This is a genomic window from Aquabacterium sp. A7-Y (genome assembly GCF_026153205.1).
GTDB lineage: Bacteria > Pseudomonadota > Gammaproteobacteria > Burkholderiales > Burkholderiaceae_C > Caldimonas.
Map to the genome: position 1 here is coordinate 373,240 of NZ_JAPFBW010000001.1, position 16,867 is coordinate 390,106.

Genomic DNA, 16,867 nt, shown 5'->3' on the forward strand with positions numbered 1-16,867 from the left:
GAATTCACTCTCAGGACTATTCGAATGGAAGTCTCCCGACTCCGCGCGCTCCGTGGCCCCAATCTGTGGAGCCGCTGCACCGCCATCGAAGCCATCGTGTCGTGCAGCGAGGCCGAGTGCTCGCTCGACCACATCAGCGGTTTCGAAGCCCGCCTGCGCGCCCGCTTCCCCGAGATCGGCGCCCTGCAGCCGAGCGGCCAGTCGCTGCCGGTCTCGCTGGCCCAGGCGCTGGAGCTGGCGGCGCTGCGCCTGCAGGCCCAGGCCGGCTGCCCGGTCAGCTTCAGTCGCAGCACCGCGACGGTGGAGAAGGCGGTGTTCCAGGTGGTGGTCGAGTACAGCGAAGAGGCGGTCGGCCGCCTGGCCTTCCGGCTCGCGGAGCAGCTCTGCCGCGCGGCGCTGGACGATACGCCCTTCGACCTGGCGGGCGCGCTCGCGCAACTGCGCGAGCTCGACGAGGACGAGCGCCTGGGGCCGAGCACCGGCTCCATCGTGCAGGCCGCCGTGGCGCGCGGCATTCCCTACCGGCGCCTGACACGCGGCAGCCTGGTGCAGTTCGGCTGGGGCAGCCGCCAGCGCCGCATCCAGGCCGCCGAGGTGGACCGCACCAGCGCGATCGCCGAGTCCATTGCCCAGGACAAGGAACTGACCAAAAAGCTGCTGCTGGCTGCCGGCGTGCCGGTGCCGCTCGGCCGCCCGGTGACCGACGCCGAGGACGCCTGGGCCGCCGCCTGCGAGGTGGGCCTGCCGGTGGTGGTCAAGCCGCGCGACGGCAACCAGGGCAAGGGCGTGACGGTCAACATCGAGACGCGCGAGCACCTGGCGCGCGCCTATGCCGCCGCGGCCGAGATCAGCTCGGACGTGATGGTCGAGCGTTTCATCCCGGGCCACGACTTCCGCCTGCTGGTGGTGGGTGACCGGCTGGTGGCCGCGGCGCGCCGCGATCCGCCCCATGTGATCGGCGACGGTCGCCGCAGCATTGCGGAGCTGGTCGAGGAGGTCAACCGCGATCCCCGCCGTGGCGACGGCCATGCCACCTCGCTGACCCGCATGCGCATCGATGACATCGCGCGAGCCCGTCTGTCGGCGCAGGGCTATACGCCCGAGTCGGTGCCGCCGAAGGGCAAGCGGGTGGTGCTGCGCAACAACGCCAACCTCAGCACCGGCGGCACCGCCACCGACGTGACCGACGATGTGCACCCCGAGGTGGCGGCGCGCGCGGTGGCCGCGGCCCGCATGATCGGGCTGGACATCTGCGGCGTGGACGTGGTGTGCGAGAGCGTGCACAAGCCGCTGGAAGAGCAGGGCGGCGGTGTGGTCGAGGTCAATGCCGCGCCGGGGCTGCGCATGCACCTGAGCCCGTCCTACGGCAAGGGCCGCGGCGTGGGCGAGGCGGTCATCGCCGACATGTTCGCCCCCGGCGACAACGGCCGCATCCCGGTGGTCGCGGTGACCGGGACCAACGGCAAGACGACGACGGTGCGGCTGGCGGCCCACATCCTGGCCTGCCAGGGCCTGCGCGTGGGCATGACCAACACCGACGGCGTCTACGTGGCCGGCCAGCGCATCGACACCGGCGACTGCAGCGGCCCGCGCAGCGCCCGAAACGTGCTGATGCACCCGGACGTCGACGCGGCGGTATTCGAGACCGCACGCGGCGGCATGCTGCGCGAGGGCCTGGCCTTCGACCGCTGCCAGGTGGCGGTGGTCACCAACATCGGCAGCGGCGACCACCTCGGGCTCAACTACATCACCACGGTCGAGGACCTGGCGGTGCTCAAGCGCGTGATCGTGCAGAACGTCGCGCCCGACGGCATGGCGGTGCTCAATGCCGCCGACCCCATCGTCGCGGCGATGGCGCGCAGCTGCCCCGGCGCCATCACCTTCTTTGCCGCCGACCGGCAGTTGCCGGTGATGGCCGCTCACCGCGCCCAGGGCGGCCGCGTGGTGTATGTCGAGGGCGGCGCGATCGTCGCGGCCGAGGGCGTGAAGCGCCACCGCATCGCGCTGTCGCAGGTGCCGCTGACGCGCGGCGGCAGCATCGGTTTCCAGGTCGAGAACACCATGGCGGCGGTGGCCGCGGCGTGGGCGCTCGGGGTGGGCTGGGACACGATACGCCAGGGCCTGCGCGGTTTCGTCAGCGACGCCGTCAGCGTGCCGGGGCGCTTCAACGTCTTCGATCACGGCGGAGCCACGGTGATCGCCGACTACGGCCACAACCCCGACGCGATCGCCGCGCTGGTGCGAGCGGTCGATGCGATGCCGGCCCGCCGGCGCTCGGTGGTGATCAGCGGCGCCGGCGACCGGCGTGACGAGGACATCCGCCAGCAGACCGAGATCCTGGGCGCGGCCTTCGACGAGGTGGTGCTTTATCAGGACCAGTGCCAGCGCGGGCGGGCCGACGGCGAGGTGCTGGCGCTGCTGCGCCAGGGCCTGCACCGCGCGCGCCGCACCACGCGGGTCGACGAGATCCGCGGCGAGTTCCTCGCGATCGACAGCGCGCTCGCGCGGCTGGAGCCGGGCGACCTGTGCCTGATCCTGATCGACCAGATCGATGAGGCGCTGGCCCACATCGCGCGCCGCTGCGAGGAGCAGGCGCTGCGCCAGCCGGCCTTCGAGGCGGCCTGACGACGGCCACGGCGCGCGCAAACGCGGGGCCACGGCGGCACTCATTTGTGTGAGGATGAGATCCCACACCTGTGAAGGAGCCGCCTTGCTGCCGCAGCAGAACCTGGGCCGGGTGCCCGACGCCGCCGACTGGCCCGCGATCCGCGACCTCCTGAAAAGCTGCGGGCTGCCCATCGAGGGCGCCCGCGAGCACCTGCGGCACTTCCTGGTGGTGGGCGACGCCGATGCGATGCTGGCCTGCGTCGGGCTGGAGAGCCACGGCGGCAGCGCGCTGCTGCGTTCGCTGGCGGTGGCGCCCGAGGCGCGCGGCGAAGGCCTGGGCCGCGGGCTGGCCGCGCAGGCCATCCTGGCGGCGCGCGGCCTGGGGGCGCGGTGCCTGGTGCTGCGCACCGAGACCGCGGCCGATTTTTTCGGGCTGTTCGGTTTCCGGCCCATTGCGGCCGAGCAGGCCCCTGCGGCCGTGCGCGCCTCGGCCGAGTTCCGCGGCGCCTGCCCGGAGAGCTGCACCACGCTGATGATGGAGCTGTCCTCGGGCTGCCGGGTGCGCCCCGCGCTGGCCGGCGACATGCCGGCCGTGCTGGAGATCTACAACCACGAGGTGCGCACCAGCACGTCCACCTACCAGGACGCCGAGCGCACCCTGGCGGAGCAGCTCCAGCAGTGGGAGCTCAAGCAGGACGAGGGGCATGCGTTTTTCGTCGCCGAGGACGCGGCGGGCCGACTGGTCGGCTATGCCAACTACGGCTTGTTCCGCCCGCGCGAGGGCTGGCGCTTCTCCTGCGAACACGCGGTCTACGTCCACCCCGAATGGCGCGGCCGCGGGCTCGCCAGGCTGCTGTTGCCGGCGCTGATCTGCCATGCGCGCCGGCGCGGCTTCCACACCATGGTGGGTGTCGTCGACACCGCCAACCGGGCTTCGATGCGCTTGCACGAGGCGATGGGTTTCCAGGTGGCCGGCGTGATGAAGCAGGGCGGGTTCAAGTTCGGCCACTGGCTCGACGTCGCCTTCGTGCAGATCCTTCTTTAGGCCCCTTCGGCTACCATCCGGCCGTTTTTCATTCATTCATTCTGTTGGTCGGAAAGGAAACAGATCATGGCGATGGACGTGGTGGACTTCGAGATCCGGGGTGCCGAGATGCAGTTCGTGGAAATCGAGCTGGACCCGGGCGAGGCGGCGGTCGGCGAGGCCGGCAGCCTGATGTTCATGGACGCCGGCATCGAGATGGACACCGTGTTCGGCGACGGCTCCAGCCAGCAGGGCGGCTTTTTCGGCAAGCTGCTCGGCGCCGGCAAGCGTCTGGTCACCGGCGAGTCGCTGTTCACGACGGTCTACACCAACCAGGGGCAGGGCAAGAAGCGCGTCGCCTTTGCCGCGCCCTATCCCGGCAAGATCCTGCCGATGGACCTGCGCCAGCTTGGCGGCACCCTGTTGTGCCAGAAGGACGCCTTCCTGGCGGCCGCGCGCGGCGTGTCCCTGGGCATCGCCTTCCAGCAAAAGCTCTCGGTCGGCTTTTTCGGCGGCGAGGGTTTCATCATGCAGAAGCTCGAGGGTGACGGCCTGGCCTTCGTGCACGCCGGCGGCACCGTGGTCAAGCGCGAGCTGCAGCCCGGCCAGACACTGATGGTGGACACCGGCTGCGTGGTGGCCTACACGCCGGGCGTGAACATGGAGATCCAGTACGTCGGCAAGATCAAGACCGCGCTGTTCGGCGGCGAGGGCCTGTTTTTCGCGAAGCTGACCGGGCCGGGCACCGTCTGGCTGCAGTCGCTGCCCTTCTCGCGCCTGGCCTCGCGCATCTTCGCCGCCGCGCCGCAGGCCGGCGGCCGCAGCCGTGAGGAAGGCTCGCTGCTGGGCGGCTTCGGCGCCGGCGGCCTGCTCGGCGGTGTGCTGGGCGGCGACGACGAATGAGCCGCTCGGCTGCACTCGTCGGCTTCAGGGCCGGCGCGAGTGCAGCCAGCCTTCCAGCGAGTACACCCCCAGCGCCGCCCAGATGGCGGCATACCCGAGCGCGGTCGCGGCCGGGAAGGGCTCGTGATAGAGCCAGACCCCCAGCAGCAATTGCAAGCTCGGTCCGATGTACTGCAGCAGGCCCAGGGTCGCCAGCGTGATGCGGCGTGCCCCGGCTGCGAACAGCAGCAGCGGTACCGCGGTGATCGGCCCGGCCAGCACCAGCAGCACCTGGGTGTCGGCCGGCGCCGCCATGAAGCCGTTGCTGCCTTGCGTGGCCCACCACAGCAGCAGGCCGGCGGCCACGGGAAACAGCAGCAAGGTCTCCAGCGCCAGGCCTTCGAGCGGGCCCAGCACCGCCACCTTGCGCAGCAGCCCGTAAGTGGCGAAGGTGGCGGCCAGCACGAGCGCGATCCACGGCAGGGTGCCGGATTGCCAGGTGAGCCAGGCCACGCCTGCGGCCGCGAGCGCCACCGCGGCCCACTGGCCGCGCCTCAGGCGTTCGTGCAGGACCAGGTAGCCCATTAGCACATTCACCAGCGGGTTGATGAAGTAGCCCAGGCTGGCATCGATCACCCGGTTGTTCTGCACCGCCCAGATGTAGGTGAACCAGTTGCCCGACAACAGCAGGCCGCTCGCGGCGAAGGCAGCCACCAGGCGTGGCTGGCGCGAGGCCTGGCGCAGCCAGCCCCATTGCCGGCGCACCAGCAGCACCGCCAGCACGAAAGCCAGCGACCACACCACCCGGTGCGTCACGACCTCGACCGAAGCGATGCCGTGCAGCGATTTGAAGTAGAGCGGAAACAGCCCCCAGAGCGTGTAGGCGAGGGCGGCGTAGACGATGCCATGGGTCATGCAAAAAGGCGGCCCGCGAGGCCGCGGACAAGGAGGCCGGCGGGTTGTTGCAGAAGGGAGCGGGCCGCCATTGTGCCGGCGCCGCGCGGTTCGTGCTGGCGAGGGCACGGGCGTGAACTGCGACCACTTTGGGCGGCTCTTGCGACGGTGCGGGCGGCACGCTCGCTGCTAAGCTGGTATGGAATGACTTGAGAGCAGCTGAGCCGTGCAAGCCGCAGTCCCCGAGATGCAGATGCCGCCCCTCGACTTCGACGGGCAGCAGTGGACCTGCCTGCACCGTGGCCTGCGCCTGAGCAGCCACTTTCAGCCCATCTTCAGCTTGACGCATCGCCGGGCCGTCGGCCACGAGGCCTTGCTGCGGGCCCGCGATGCCGAGGGCCGGCCGGTGCCGCCGCCCGAGGTGCTGGCGGGCTGCGTTTCGCTCGACGAACTGGTCTACCTGGACCGGGTGTGCCGCTGGTTGCACGCGGCCAATTTCGCCCGCCAGGCAAGGCCCGACCACTGGCTTTTCCTCAACGTGCACCCGACGGTTTTTGCCCAGGGGCCGCGCCGCGGCACGCTGGCCTACCTGGAGCAGGTCACCCGGCGCTTCCAGCTGCAGCCCAGCCAGCTGGTGCTGGAGGTGACCGAGGACGCGATCAGCGAAGACGAGCGCTTCGGCGCCGCGGTCGAGCTGGCCCACAACCTCGGCTGCCTGCTGGCGCTGGACGACTTCGGCGCCGGGCATTCCAACTTCGATCGTATTTGGCAGATCCGCCCGGAGATCGTCAAGTTCGACCGCCATGTCGTGCAGCGCGCGGCACTCGATCCGCGCGTCGCGCGTGTCGTCGCGCAGATGACCTCGCTGCTGCATGAATGCGGCGCGCTGGTGCTGTGCGAGGGTATCGAGACGCTGGACGAAGGGTATGCGGCCCTCGAGTCCGGGGTGGATTTCGTCCAGGGTTACCTGTTCGGGCGACCGCAGGTCGACCTCTGCCCGGCGGGTGGTCCGCCCGGGGCGCTCGACGCGGTGTGGCAGCGTTTCGACGAGCAGCACGAGTTCCACGAACGCCGTCACCAGGCGCGGCTGGCCCCCTACCTGCGCACGATCGGGGACGCGGCGGCGCGTCTTTGCGCGGGCATAGACGCGGACACCGCCTGCGCCTCTTTCCTGGCCCTGCCGGGCGCCGAGCTGTGCTACCTGCTCGACGAGCAGGGGGTGCAGGTGGGGCACACCATCATGTCGCTGCAGCCCGAGCCCGGACGCTGCGCCCGCTTCGCTCCATTGGCGGATGCGAGCCAGGCGCGCTGGGCCAAGCGGCCCTATTTCCGGCGTGCGCTGGAAGCGCCCGGCCAGGTGCAGGTGACACGCCCCTATCTGTCGGTGAACACCGCGCGCCTGTGCGTCACCGTCTCGGTCTCGCTGCGACGCGGCGATCAGCTGCTGGTGCTGGGCGGCGATGTCGCCTGGGATCCCCACTGAGCCTGCCGCCCGGGACACAAAAAAAGGGTCTGGGACCCGCGGGGCTTGCGCCCCTGGAACCCAGACCCATCAAGGAGGTCGGAACCTCTTGTTCAACCTTTCAACCACGCCGCGCCCCGCCTTGCGGCGGGCGCAGCGCTCGCCACCACTCAGAAGGAGTGGCGCACGCCCACGACAAATTCGTTGACGTTGTCGCCGCCAGCGCTGCTGAAGCTTTTGTCTTCGGGCAGCTTGCTGTGCCAGCGGGTGGCGCCGTCGTTCTTGAAGTGCGTCAGCGAGGTGTACAGCGCGGTGCGCTTGGACAGATCGTATTGATAGCCGATGCCCAGGGCCTGGGTGTCGCTGTCATCCGCGTCGGGCTTGTTGGCCACGTACTGCAGGCGCAGCAGGTTGGCGCCGAAGCGGTAGTCGCCGCCGATCCAGAAGCCGTCGCCGTCGTCGTTGGCGGAGCTGCGGTCGTTCACGTTGATGTAGCCCGCCAGCAGGCGGAAGTCACCGAAGTTGTAGGCACCGCCCACCGAGATGGTGCGCTCTTCCTTGTCAGTGGCTTCGACGCGGTCGTCGATGAAGGACACCAGGGCGTCGATCGGGCCGGCGGTGTAGCGGGCATAAATGTCGGCGATGCGGGTATCGGTGGTGCTGTCCGCCACTTCACCAAAGCCCCACATCGCGCCGATCTTCAGGCCGCCCAGCGAGGGGGTCTCGTACTTGACCGAGTTGTTGACGCGCGAAAGGTCGCGCACCGGCTCGTACTCACCGAAGCCGCCGATCACGCCGGTGCTCGCGCCGTAGGCGCCGTTCGTGAAGGCGCTGAAGTCGCCGCTCACGAAGTAGAGGCTGCTGTACTGGCGGCCCAGCGTGACCTGGCCGAAGTCGCCGCCCAGGCCCACCCAGGCCTGACGACCCCACATGGTCTTGTTCTGGCCGACAGTGCCGTCGTCCAGCTGGATGCCGCTTTCGATCGCGAAGATGGCACGCAGGCCGCCGCCGAGATCTTCCGTGCCGCGGAAGCCCAGGCGCGATCCGTTCAGGCCGCCGGACTGCAGGCGCGTCACCGAATCGTTGGCATCGGCATACTGGAAGAAGGCGTCCACCACGCCGTAGAGGGTGACGGAGGAGCTCTGCGCGTTCGCCGCTGCAGCGGCTGCCATCGCCATCGCTGCCAGCGCAACTTGTTTGATTGCCATGGAGTATCTCCTGTGGGTTATGGAAGACCAGCTACCGATCACGTTCGCGTTCGGCACCCGCCGCAGGCCGCGGCGTTGCAGGCGACGGGGCCGGTCGCCCGTGATCAAAGTGCTGCGAGGATAGGGTTCACCCTAGCAACGCAAGCACCGCGTGCAACGCAATGCCGTATTGCGAAATAAGCAATGGTGAGCAAAAGTCTTAGGTGACAGGCACTTAGGTGTATGTACGACTTCTTGTCACATTGGAGACAGCTGTCGCGCGTCTTTTTCATACCACTCGGAAACGCCGAAAGGGCAGAGGGTTATTCCTGGAGCATCGAGGAACCGCGGTCGGCGAGACCAAGGCGTGGGGCAGGACGCTGCGGCCCCTGTGCGCTGCTGAGCTAAGCTGCAGGTTATTCAGCCCTCCCTACGCGCATGTCTGTCACGCCGTTGCCCGCTGCCTTCGCGCCGGCACCCGGATCTCCGCCGCCGGCTGTGTCCTATGACCAGGACGCGCTGCCTGGCGGTACGCGCCTGTTCGAGTTCGAGATCCAGAAAGTGATCGGCAGCGGCGGTTTTGCAATCGTCTACCTGGCCTTCGATCACGGCCTGGAGCGGCAGGTGGCGATCAAGGAATACATGCCGGCGGCGCTGGCGGTGCGCGGACCCGGCGGGCAGGTGGCGCTGCGCTCGCGCAGCCATCAGGAGACCTTCTCGATCGGGCTGCGCTCCTTCGTCAACGAAGCCAAGCTGCTGGCTCGTTTCGACCATCCGTCGCTGGTGCGGGTCTACCGCTTCTGGCGCGCCAACAACACCGGCTACATGGTGATGCCGTATTACGAAGGCATCACCTTGCAGGCGGCTTGCAGCCGGATGTCGGCACCTCCGAAGGAGGCCTGGCTGAGAGCGCTGTTGCGGCCCCTGCTGGGCGCGCTGGAGGAGATGCACGCCAAGTCCTGCTTCCACCGCGACATCGCGCCCGACAACATCCTCCTGCTGAAAAACGGCCGGCCGGTGCTGCTGGACTTCGGCGCAGCGCGCCGCGTCATCAGCGATCGCACCCAGAACCTGACCGCCATCCTCAAGCCCTCGTATGCACCGATCGAGCAATACGCCGATGCCAGCCACCTGAAGCAGGGCCCCTGGACCGACCTGTACGCCCTGGCCGCGGTGGTGCACTACTGCCTCAGCCATGAGCCGCCCCTGCCGTCGGCGGCGCGCGCGATTCGCGATCAGCTGAAGCCGGCCCGCGAGGTCGGCCGCCGGGTGCAGGCGGCTTTTCCGGGACGCCGGCAGTACAGCGACAGCTTTCTCGGCGCGATCGACTGGGCGCTCGCGGTGCGGCCGCAGGAGCGGCCCCAGAGCGTGGCGGTGTTCCGCGCCGCGCTCGACGGACTGGCCGGCCCGCAGACCCGGGTCGCGGCGGCGCCCGCCACAACGGACGCCGCCTCGCGCGATGCACGTGCCGGCACGGCCCCCGCGCGTGAGCCGCGCTCCGGCGGCCGGGCGGCTGTGCGCTCGCGCGAGCGGCGCCGCGCTGATGTACGCCGCAGCGTCGCCCGCCTGGCCGCCATGGTGACCCTGTTCGCGGCCTTGCTCGCGGTGGGAGCCTGGTGGCTGGTGGTGCACAAGGGCAGGCCGCTGCTGGCCGCCGCGGCGCCGGCGCGCGGCGGGGGGGGGCCGCTGGCCGCCATGGGTGGGTCCGGCGGCCTGGCGCTGCCACTCACGTGGCTCGACCCGGGCCGCAGGCGTTGATGGCACGCCCGGGCAGTCCCTCCTCGCCGGGCCGGTCGCTGCGCGCCGTGGAGGGGCTGGAGCGCCGCATGCAAAGGCGCATGTTCTGGCTGTCGGCCTGGCTGACCGCAGCCGGTACGGGGGCCTTCGCGGTCTTCTTTTTCCTCCGCGGTCCGCTCGGGCTGGCCTGGATGGAACTGGTGATGCTGGCGCTGGTGGCCGCGGTGGCGCTGCACGTCGCCCGCACCGGGCGGGCCGACCGCGGCATCGCGGTGCTCGCCTGCGCGCTGGCCGTGATGCTCGGCAGCATGATGTGGCTGCAGGGGGGGCTCGCCGCACCGACCACCTGGTGGCTGATGGTGCTGCCCTGGCTGTGGATGCTGGCCGGCTCGGTGCGCGGCGGGGCCTTGCTGGGGGTCGCTGTGGCCACGGTGTTCCTCGCGGCCTGGGCAGCCCAGGCGACGGGCCGGCTGCCGCCGCCGCTGCTGAGCCGCTCGCCGCACCTGCAGGATCTGCTTTCGATGGCCGGGGCGCTGCTGCTCTACGGCATCTTCGTCGTGTTCTCGCTGCGCCTGCGCAGCGATCTGCAGCGCGAGCTCAAGCTGGCGATGGCCGAGTTGCAGCGCTCGCGCGACGAGGCCTGGTCAGCCTCCCAGGTCAAGGCCAGCTTCTTGTCCAATGTCAGCCACGAGCTGCGCACGCCGATCAACGGCATCCTGGGCGCCACCGAGCTGCTGCGCGCCACGCCGCTCGATACCCGGCAGCAGCAGATGGTGGCGATGCAGCGCCAGAGCCTGGACTCCCTGATGGCGCTGGTCAACGATGTGCTCGACTACACCCGGCTCGACGGCGGCAGCCTGCGGCTGGAACATGTGCCGCTGTCGCTGCGTGCGGTGGTCTTCGATGCCCTCGACCTGTGGGCCGGCGCGGCGCACGAGAAGGGGCTGGAGTTGACCTGCAGCCAGGATGCCGACGTGCCTGCCGCGCTGCTCGGCGATCCCACGCGGCTGCGGCAGATCCTCAGTCACCTGGTGTCCAACGGCGTGAAGTTCACCCACCAGGGCGGCGTGCACGTGCACATCGCGGTCGCCGCCGCGCCGCCCGAAGACCGCTTGCCCGGGCGTGTGCCGCTGCGCATCGAGGTGCGCGACAGCGGTATCGGCATCGAGCCGATCGAGCTGCCGCGCCTGTTCGACGCCTTCGCGCAGGCCGATCCTTCCGGCTCGCGCCGTGCCGGCGGCACCGGACTGGGCCTGGCCCTCAGCCGCGAGCTGGCCGAGCTGATGGGCGGGCAGATCGAGGCGCAGAGCGAGCCGGGCCAGGGTTCCTGCTTCACCTTGTCGGTGAGCCTGCAGCCCAGCAGCGAGCAGGCCGAGCCCGCCTTGCCCGAACTGCCCGAGCAGCAGGTGCTGCTGGTGGTCGACCAGCACCGGCTGGCCTTGCACGTGGATGCCTTGCTGCGCGGGTCGGCGGTGCGGGTGGAACTGAAGGCCATGCCGCCGTCGCGGCTGGAACTGCTGGCCGCCCGCGAACGCGGCATCGGCGCGGTGCTGCTCGACGAACGCCTGCTCGGGGCGCGCGGCCGCGAAAGGCTGGAGCAAATGGTCGGCGAGGGCGGCTTGCCGGTGCTGCTGCTGCGCAGCGTCTCGCGCGACTCCTCGCAGATCGACCTCGACGGCGTTTTCGCGCTGGCCAAGCCGGTGCGCCCGCGCGCGCTCTACGAAGCCTTGCAGTGGGCCGCCCAGGCACGCCGGGGTGCGGGGCCTGCCCCGGTGGGCGGCGGGTCGCCGGCGAGCGCCGCGCTGACCGGCCGCGTGCTGCTGGTCGAGGACAACCCGGTGAACCAGGTGATGACGCAGGCCATGCTCGAGCGCCTGGGGCTGCAGGTGGTCATCGCGGGCAGTGGGCAGGAAGGCTTGCAGCGTTATGCCGAGCAGGGCTTCGACGTGGTGCTGATGGACGTGCAGATGCCCGGCATGGACGGCCTCACCGCCACCCGCCGGCTGCGCGAGTTCGAGCGCGACCAGGGCCGTCCGCGCACGCCGGTCCTGGCCGTCACCGGCAATCCCGAACCCGAAGTCCGCGACCGCGGGCGCGCCGCCGGCATGGACGACTTCCTCGGCAAGCCCTTCACGCTGGAGCAGCTCGAGCAGATGCTGTCGCGCTGGCAGCCCGGTGCCCGGCACGTCGCGGCCGCCCCGGACCGCCAGGCGGGCGGGGTGTCGCCGGCGTGACAACTTGCTAGCGTTTGTCCGATGGTCCGTGCCGCGGGCCGGGCTTATGGTCTTCGCAAGTCGTTCCACTCCACCGTTCCCGTCCTACCAGGAGATCCCCTTGCAACCCGCTGCTCCCGCCGAAGCTTTGCACGCCAGGTACTGGCCCAAGCGCCTGCCACGCCGGATCGCCGTGCCCGAGACCTCACTGTGGTTCAACCTGGAGGTGTCGGCACGCCGCTATCCGGACAAGGATGCGGTGGTGTTTTTCGGCCGCACGATGAGTTATGCCGAGCTGCACCGCCAGGCGGAGTCGCTGGCCGGCTGGCTGCAGCAGAGCGCCGGCGTGAAGCGCGGCGACCGGGTGCTGCTCTACATGCAGAACTGCCCGCAGTACCTGGTGGCCTTCTACGCCATCCTGCGTGCCGACGCGGTGGTCGTGCCGGTCAATCCGATGAACCGCGCCGGCGAGTTCAAGCACTACATCACCGATGCCGGCGCCAAGGCCGCGATCTGCAGCGCCGAGCTGGCGTCCCAGGTCGATGCGGCCAACGAGGCGGTCGATGCCGCGGAGCGCCTGCAGCACCTGCTCGTGACCCGCTACGCCGACACGATGCCGGCGCAGTACGACGATCCGGCCGACGCGCCGCCGGCGGCGATGGCCGAATGGCTCATGGCGGACCCGCCGCTGCCGGGCTGGGCGGTGCGCTGGCAGGACGCCCTCGCGCTCGGCCAGCAGCCGGGCCCGCATGAGGCCCGCGCCGGGGACCTGGCGGTGATGCCCTACACCTCGGGCACCACCGGACTGCCCAAGGGCTGCATGCACAACCACCGCAGCATCATGCACAACGCGATCGGCGGCGGCATGTGGGGGCAGTCGAGCGCCGAAGGCGTGGCGCTGGGCGTGGTGCCGCTGTTCCACATCACCGGCATGCAGTACTGCATGCACACGCCGATCTACAACGGCGCCACGGTGGTGCTGATGCCGCGCTGGGACCGCGAGCTGGCCGGCCGCCTGATCTCGCGCTACCAGGTCACGCACTGGACCTGCATCCCGACCATGATCATCGACCTGCTCGCCAGCCCCAACATGGCGAGCTTCGACCTCAGCAGCCTGCGCTATATCAGCGGCGGCGGGGCGGCGATGCCGCAGGCGGTGGCCGAGCGGCTGCATGCGCAGTACGGCCTGATGTTCTGCGAGGGCTACGGGCTGACCGAGACCGCCGCGCCCTCGCATGCCAATCCGCCCGAGCGGCCCAAGCTGCAGTGCCTGGGCATGCCTTTCCTGGGCGTTGAGTCGCGTGTCGTCGACCCGACGACGCTCGAGGCGCTGCCGCCCGGCGAGGTGGGCGAGATCGTGACCCACGGGCCGCAGGTGTTCCAGGGCTACTGGCGCAACCCGGAGGCGACCCGCGCGGCCTTCGTCGAGCTCGACGGCAAGCCTTTCTTCCGTACCGGCGACCTGGGGCGCATGGACGAGGACGGCTACTTTTTCCTGACCGACCGCCTGAAGCGCATGATCAACGCGAGCGGCTTCAAGGTCTGGCCCGCGGAGGTCGAGGCGCTGCTCTACAAGCACCCTGATGTGCAGGAGGCCTGCATCATCGCGGCGCGCGACGCCTATCGCGGCGAGTCGGTGAAGGCGGTGGTGGTGCTCAAGGAGGCGGCGCGCGGCCGCGTCACCGAGGACCAGATCATCGAGTGGGCGCGCGGGCAGATGGCGGCCTACAAGTACCCTCGCTCGGTGGAGTTCGTCGATACGCTGCCCAAGTCGGGCGCCGGCAAGGTGATGTGGCGCCTGCTGCAGGACCGCGAGAACGAGCGCCAGGCAAGCTGATCAGCCGGACGCGACGGCCGGGCCGCTAGAAGCGCGAGCCCGGCTGCTCCAGGAAGGCCAGTTCGGCCGCCGTCGAGGGGCGGCCCAGCAGGACATTGCGATGCGGGAAGCGGCCGAAGCGCTCGATCACGCGACGGTGCCGGTGTGCGTAGTCCAGCGCCTCCGAGAGCGCCGGCGCATCGGCCGCCAGACGCGTGAACAGGCGCACGCTGTCGTCCTGGCAGGCCAGGTCCTCGGCATGCTGGAAGGGCATGTAGACGAACCAGCGCTCCACCGTGTTGAGCGTGCGGTCGGCGCCCCGCTGCACCAGGGCCCGGGCAGCCTCCAGCGCCAGCGCATCGCCCTCGAAGGAGCGCGGACTGTCGCGGAAGGTGTTGCGGGTGAACTGGTCGAGCACGATGATGCGCGCCAGCGTGCCGTGGGTGGTCGCGTCCCACTCGCGCAGGCGGCCTTCCAGCGCGGCCTTGATCTGCGTGCCGAAGCGGCGCGCGATCTCGGCGTCGAAGGCCGGGTCCTTGCGGAACCAGACGCTGCGCACCTCGCCGTGCGGCGGCGCGCCCGCCGTGCCGAACCAGAAGTCCAGCACCTCCTGCGCGGTGCCGCCCGGCAGCACCACCATCTCGCGGTAGCCGGTGGCGCGGTCGTGCACGCGGCCCAGGCGGTGCTCGGGCAGGGCCAGCACCAGGGCCTCGACGGTGGTGCGCACCGTGCAGCCGGGGCAGACGTGGCCCCCGCACACGCGGCCCTCGGCGTCGGCCACGCTCATGTGGAGGTGGGCGCCCTCGGGCGTGAGCGTGCCGGCCAAGGTGAGCAGCTCGAGCTCGCCATTGAGCTGCTGGGGCTCGCCCTGGCCCGCCAGCCGCAGGCGTGCCGCGCTCAGGCTGCCCACCCCGCCGAGCACCTGCCCCGCGGACAAGCCGCGCTCGAGCAGGAAGCGATCGAGGCTGGCGCGCAGGTCTTCGCCGGGTGAGAGTCGCAGAGGCAGGGTGTACATCGCAAGGCCCTCGGAAATCGCTGCGACGATACCATCGCCGCCCTTCATGCCGCTGTCATGCGTCCCCGGCAGCATCGCGGCCTCTGTGCTCGGCCAGCCGGCTGCTGGCGCTGGACCGCGACAGCGGCGAGGCGGTCGCGGAGTACGTCTACGTGAGCGACGCGGTGAGCGCGGCGCCGCAGCCCGGCAGCGGCTTCGCCACCAACGGCCTGGTCGAGCTGCTGCACGTGCCGGGCTCCGACGACCTGCTGCTGGCGGTCGAGCGTTCCTTCTCGGAGGGCGTGGGCAACAGCATCAAGCTCTATCTGGCGCACCTGGATGGTGCGACCGACGTGCTGGGCATCGACAGCCTGCAGGGCCGCAGCTACGCCTCCGTGCAGAAGGAACTGCTGCTCGACCTCGGCAGCCTGGGCGTCGCGCTGGACAACATCGAGGGCCTCACCTGGGGCCCGTCCATCAACGGCAGGCAGACCCTGGTGCTGGTGGCCGACAACAACTTCGCCAGCACCCAGGTGACGCAATTCCTCGCCTTCGAGGTGACGCCGGTGCCGGAGCCCGAGACCTATGCCCTGACGCTGGCCGGCCTCGCCGCGGTCGCGCTGGCGACGCGGCGCCGCCGCGGCTGACTCAGGCCGCGAGCAGGGTCTGGGTCTCGGGATGGCGCTGCATGTACTGGCGCGCGTAGGAGCACAGAGGCCGGACCTTCAGACCCCGGGCCGCGGCGTGATCGAGTGCAGCGTGGATGAGCGCAGCGGCGATGCCGCGGCCTTGCAAGAGCTCGGGCACCCGGGTGTGCGTGAGGCTCATCACGCCGTCCTGCAGCTCGTAGTCGGCCTCGCAGAGCTGGCCCTCGACCCGGGCTTCAAAACGGCTGCTCTCCGGTGTGTGAATGACGTCGACATGCATGGAAGAGGCCTTTCGGCAGGGCGGGGCAGGGAGCCCCGAAGTCTGGCTGACCCTTGGCGGGCGTCGAGGTTCCGCGGGGCCCCGACAGCGGCCTGCTGACAGCGTGCCGTCAGCAGGAGCGACGGGCGGCTCGGGCCGAGCGCGGCAGCGCCGGCACCATCGGCGCTGCCGCGCGGTGCGGCCACCGAACCCGGAGGAAAAAGTCATGTCCAGTTCCAACCCCAGCATCCTGTCCCACGTTTCCATCGGCAGCAACCACTTCGACCGTGCCGTGGCCTTCTACGACGCGGTGCTCGCGACCCTGGGCTGCCGGCGGGTGATGTCCGTCCCCGGCGCAGCGGCCTGGGGCCGCGAGTACCCCGAGTTCTGGGTGCAGCAGCCGATCGACGGCAAGCCGGCCGGCGTCGGCAACGGCGTGCACTTCGCCTTTTTCGCGCATGACCCGGCGCAGGTGCGCGCTTTCTGGGACGCGGCCCTGGCCGCCGGGGCGAGCGGCGACGGCGAGCCCGGGCCCCGGCCCCACTACGGCCCGGCCTACTACGGCTGTTTCGTGCGCGACCTCGACGGCCACAAGATCGAAGCCACGTTCTGGGACACGAGCGTGGACGGCGGCCACCCCTGAGGTCGGCGCGCGGCTTGCTTCCATCGGAAGGGAACATCCCGGCCGGTGCGCCGTCCAAGCACGATACGGCGCAAGAGACCCGCGCCGCCGCCGCTGCGCATCGGCCGCGCGGCTGGCCGATGGAGGCGACCGATGACCGAGCTTGCAACTACCACCCCAACGCGGCGCGCCCCGCCGCTGCGCTTTCGCACGCTGCTGTACCGTTACTGGTTTTTCGCCTGGTTGTTTCGGGATGTCGGGCGCGGCTCGCTGTTTGAGCGGGCGGCTGCCTGGCGCCACAATCAGGAGCAGGCGCGCTGGCTGCCGACCTACATGCGGCGCTGGCTGGTGACCGGGCTGGTCGCCTTCGCGGCGGGCGCGGCGATCGAGCAGCTGGGCGGCGCGGCGCTGCTGGCGAGCGTCTTTTTCGTGCCCTCGGCGATCGCTGTGCCGATCAACGCGATGATAGGCGCGGCCTGGTTGGGACTGAAGCTGCTGCCCGCCCCCGGCTGAATGCGCTCAC

The 16,867-nt window shown here is 70.4% G+C and carries 14 protein-coding genes; 10 read left to right on the forward strand and 4 right to left on the reverse strand.

All coding sequences use genetic code 11. The features are described 5' to 3' along the window. Positions 1–24 precede the first annotated feature (24 nt). The 3 genes from cphA to OOT46_RS01720 all read left to right on the forward strand — a co-directional run bounded on the left by cphA (position 25) and on the right by OOT46_RS01720 (position 4,534). Positions 25–2,625: a cyanophycin synthetase gene (gene cphA, locus OOT46_RS01710; protein WP_265401847.1), complete on the forward strand. Its 2,601-nt coding sequence runs from the start codon at positions 25–27 to the stop codon at positions 2,623–2,625. An 85-nt stretch (positions 2,626–2,710) separates the two neighbouring features. Then, positions 2,711–3,652 carry an arsenic resistance N-acetyltransferase ArsN2 gene (gene arsN2 / locus OOT46_RS01715; RefSeq protein ID WP_265401848.1) on the forward strand — a complete coding sequence of 314 codons (942 nt, stop codon included), beginning with the start codon at positions 2,711–2,713 and terminating at the stop codon, positions 3,650–3,652. Between the two features lie 66 nt (positions 3,653–3,718). After that, positions 3,719–4,534: a TIGR00266 family protein gene (locus OOT46_RS01720; protein ID WP_265401849.1), complete on the forward strand. Its 816-nt coding sequence runs from the start codon at positions 3,719–3,721 to the stop codon at positions 4,532–4,534. A 24-nt stretch (positions 4,535–4,558) separates the two neighbouring features. Here OOT46_RS01720 and rarD read toward each other — a convergent pair whose 3' ends face one another. Then, positions 4,559–5,428 (reverse strand): EamA family transporter RarD, encoded by an 870-nt coding sequence (rarD, locus tag OOT46_RS01725; protein ID WP_265401850.1) that lies wholly within the window; start codon positions 5,426–5,428, stop codon positions 4,559–4,561. Positions 5,429–5,633: 205 nt separating this feature from the next. On the opposite strand from rarD, the gene OOT46_RS01730 reads away from it, so the two are divergent. Continuing rightward, positions 5,634–6,890 carry an EAL domain-containing protein gene (locus tag OOT46_RS01730; protein ID WP_265401851.1) on the forward strand — a complete coding sequence of 419 codons (1,257 nt, stop codon included), beginning with the start codon at positions 5,634–5,636 and terminating at the stop codon, positions 6,888–6,890. A gap of 149 nt (positions 6,891–7,039) precedes the next feature. Here the strand turns inward: OOT46_RS01730 and OOT46_RS01735 are convergent, their stop codons facing one another. Beyond that, positions 7,040–8,077, reverse strand: a complete 1,038-nt coding sequence (locus OOT46_RS01735; protein ID WP_265401852.1) for a porin — start codon at positions 8,075–8,077, stop codon at positions 7,040–7,042. Between the two features lie 417 nt (positions 8,078–8,494). On the opposite strand from OOT46_RS01735, the gene OOT46_RS01740 reads away from it, so the two are divergent. The 3 genes from OOT46_RS01740 to OOT46_RS01750 all read left to right on the forward strand — a co-directional run bounded on the left by OOT46_RS01740 (position 8,495) and on the right by OOT46_RS01750 (position 13,843). Then, positions 8,495–9,814: a serine/threonine protein kinase gene (locus tag OOT46_RS01740; protein ID WP_265401853.1), complete on the forward strand. Its 1,320-nt coding sequence runs from the start codon at positions 8,495–8,497 to the stop codon at positions 9,812–9,814. Positions 9,815–9,882: 68 nt separating this feature from the next. Further along, entirely contained in the window at positions 9,883–12,027 is a 2,145-nt protein-coding gene (locus tag OOT46_RS01745) for a response regulator (protein WP_265401854.1), read from the forward strand. Between the two features lie 46 nt (positions 12,028–12,073). Then, positions 12,074–13,843, forward strand: a complete 1,770-nt coding sequence (locus OOT46_RS01750; RefSeq protein WP_416136131.1) for a long-chain fatty acid--CoA ligase — start codon at positions 12,074–12,076, stop codon at positions 13,841–13,843. Positions 13,844–13,868: 25 nt separating this feature from the next. Here the strand turns inward: OOT46_RS01750 and OOT46_RS30745 are convergent, their stop codons facing one another. Further along, positions 13,869–14,885: a DUF924 family protein gene (locus OOT46_RS30745; protein ID WP_322114218.1), complete on the reverse strand. Its 1,017-nt coding sequence runs from the start codon at positions 14,883–14,885 to the stop codon at positions 13,869–13,871. Between OOT46_RS30745 and OOT46_RS01765 the strand changes: the two genes are divergently transcribed. Continuing rightward, positions 14,810–15,463 (forward strand): esterase-like activity of phytase family protein, encoded by a 654-nt coding sequence (locus OOT46_RS01765; protein WP_265401855.1) that lies wholly within the window; start codon positions 14,810–14,812, stop codon positions 15,461–15,463. The two genes, OOT46_RS30745 and OOT46_RS01765, sit on opposite strands and share 76 nt — an antisense overlap. A gap of 1 nt (position 15,464) precedes the next feature. Here the strand turns inward: OOT46_RS01765 and OOT46_RS01770 are convergent, their stop codons facing one another. Further along, entirely contained in the window at positions 15,465–15,743 is a 279-nt protein-coding gene (locus OOT46_RS01770; protein WP_265401856.1) for a GNAT family N-acetyltransferase, read from the reverse strand. A gap of 205 nt (positions 15,744–15,948) precedes the next feature. Here OOT46_RS01770 and OOT46_RS01775 point away from each other — a divergent pair, with 205 nt between their 5' ends. Together OOT46_RS01775 and OOT46_RS01780 are read left to right on the forward strand one after the other, a co-directional pair. Next, positions 15,949–16,365 (forward strand): VOC family protein, encoded by a 417-nt coding sequence (locus OOT46_RS01775; protein WP_265401857.1) that lies wholly within the window; start codon positions 15,949–15,951, stop codon positions 16,363–16,365. Positions 16,366–16,497: 132 nt separating this feature from the next. Next, positions 16,498–16,857 (forward strand): hypothetical protein, encoded by a 360-nt coding sequence (locus tag OOT46_RS01780; RefSeq protein WP_265401858.1) that lies wholly within the window; start codon positions 16,498–16,500, stop codon positions 16,855–16,857. Positions 16,858–16,867: the final 10 nt, after the last annotated feature.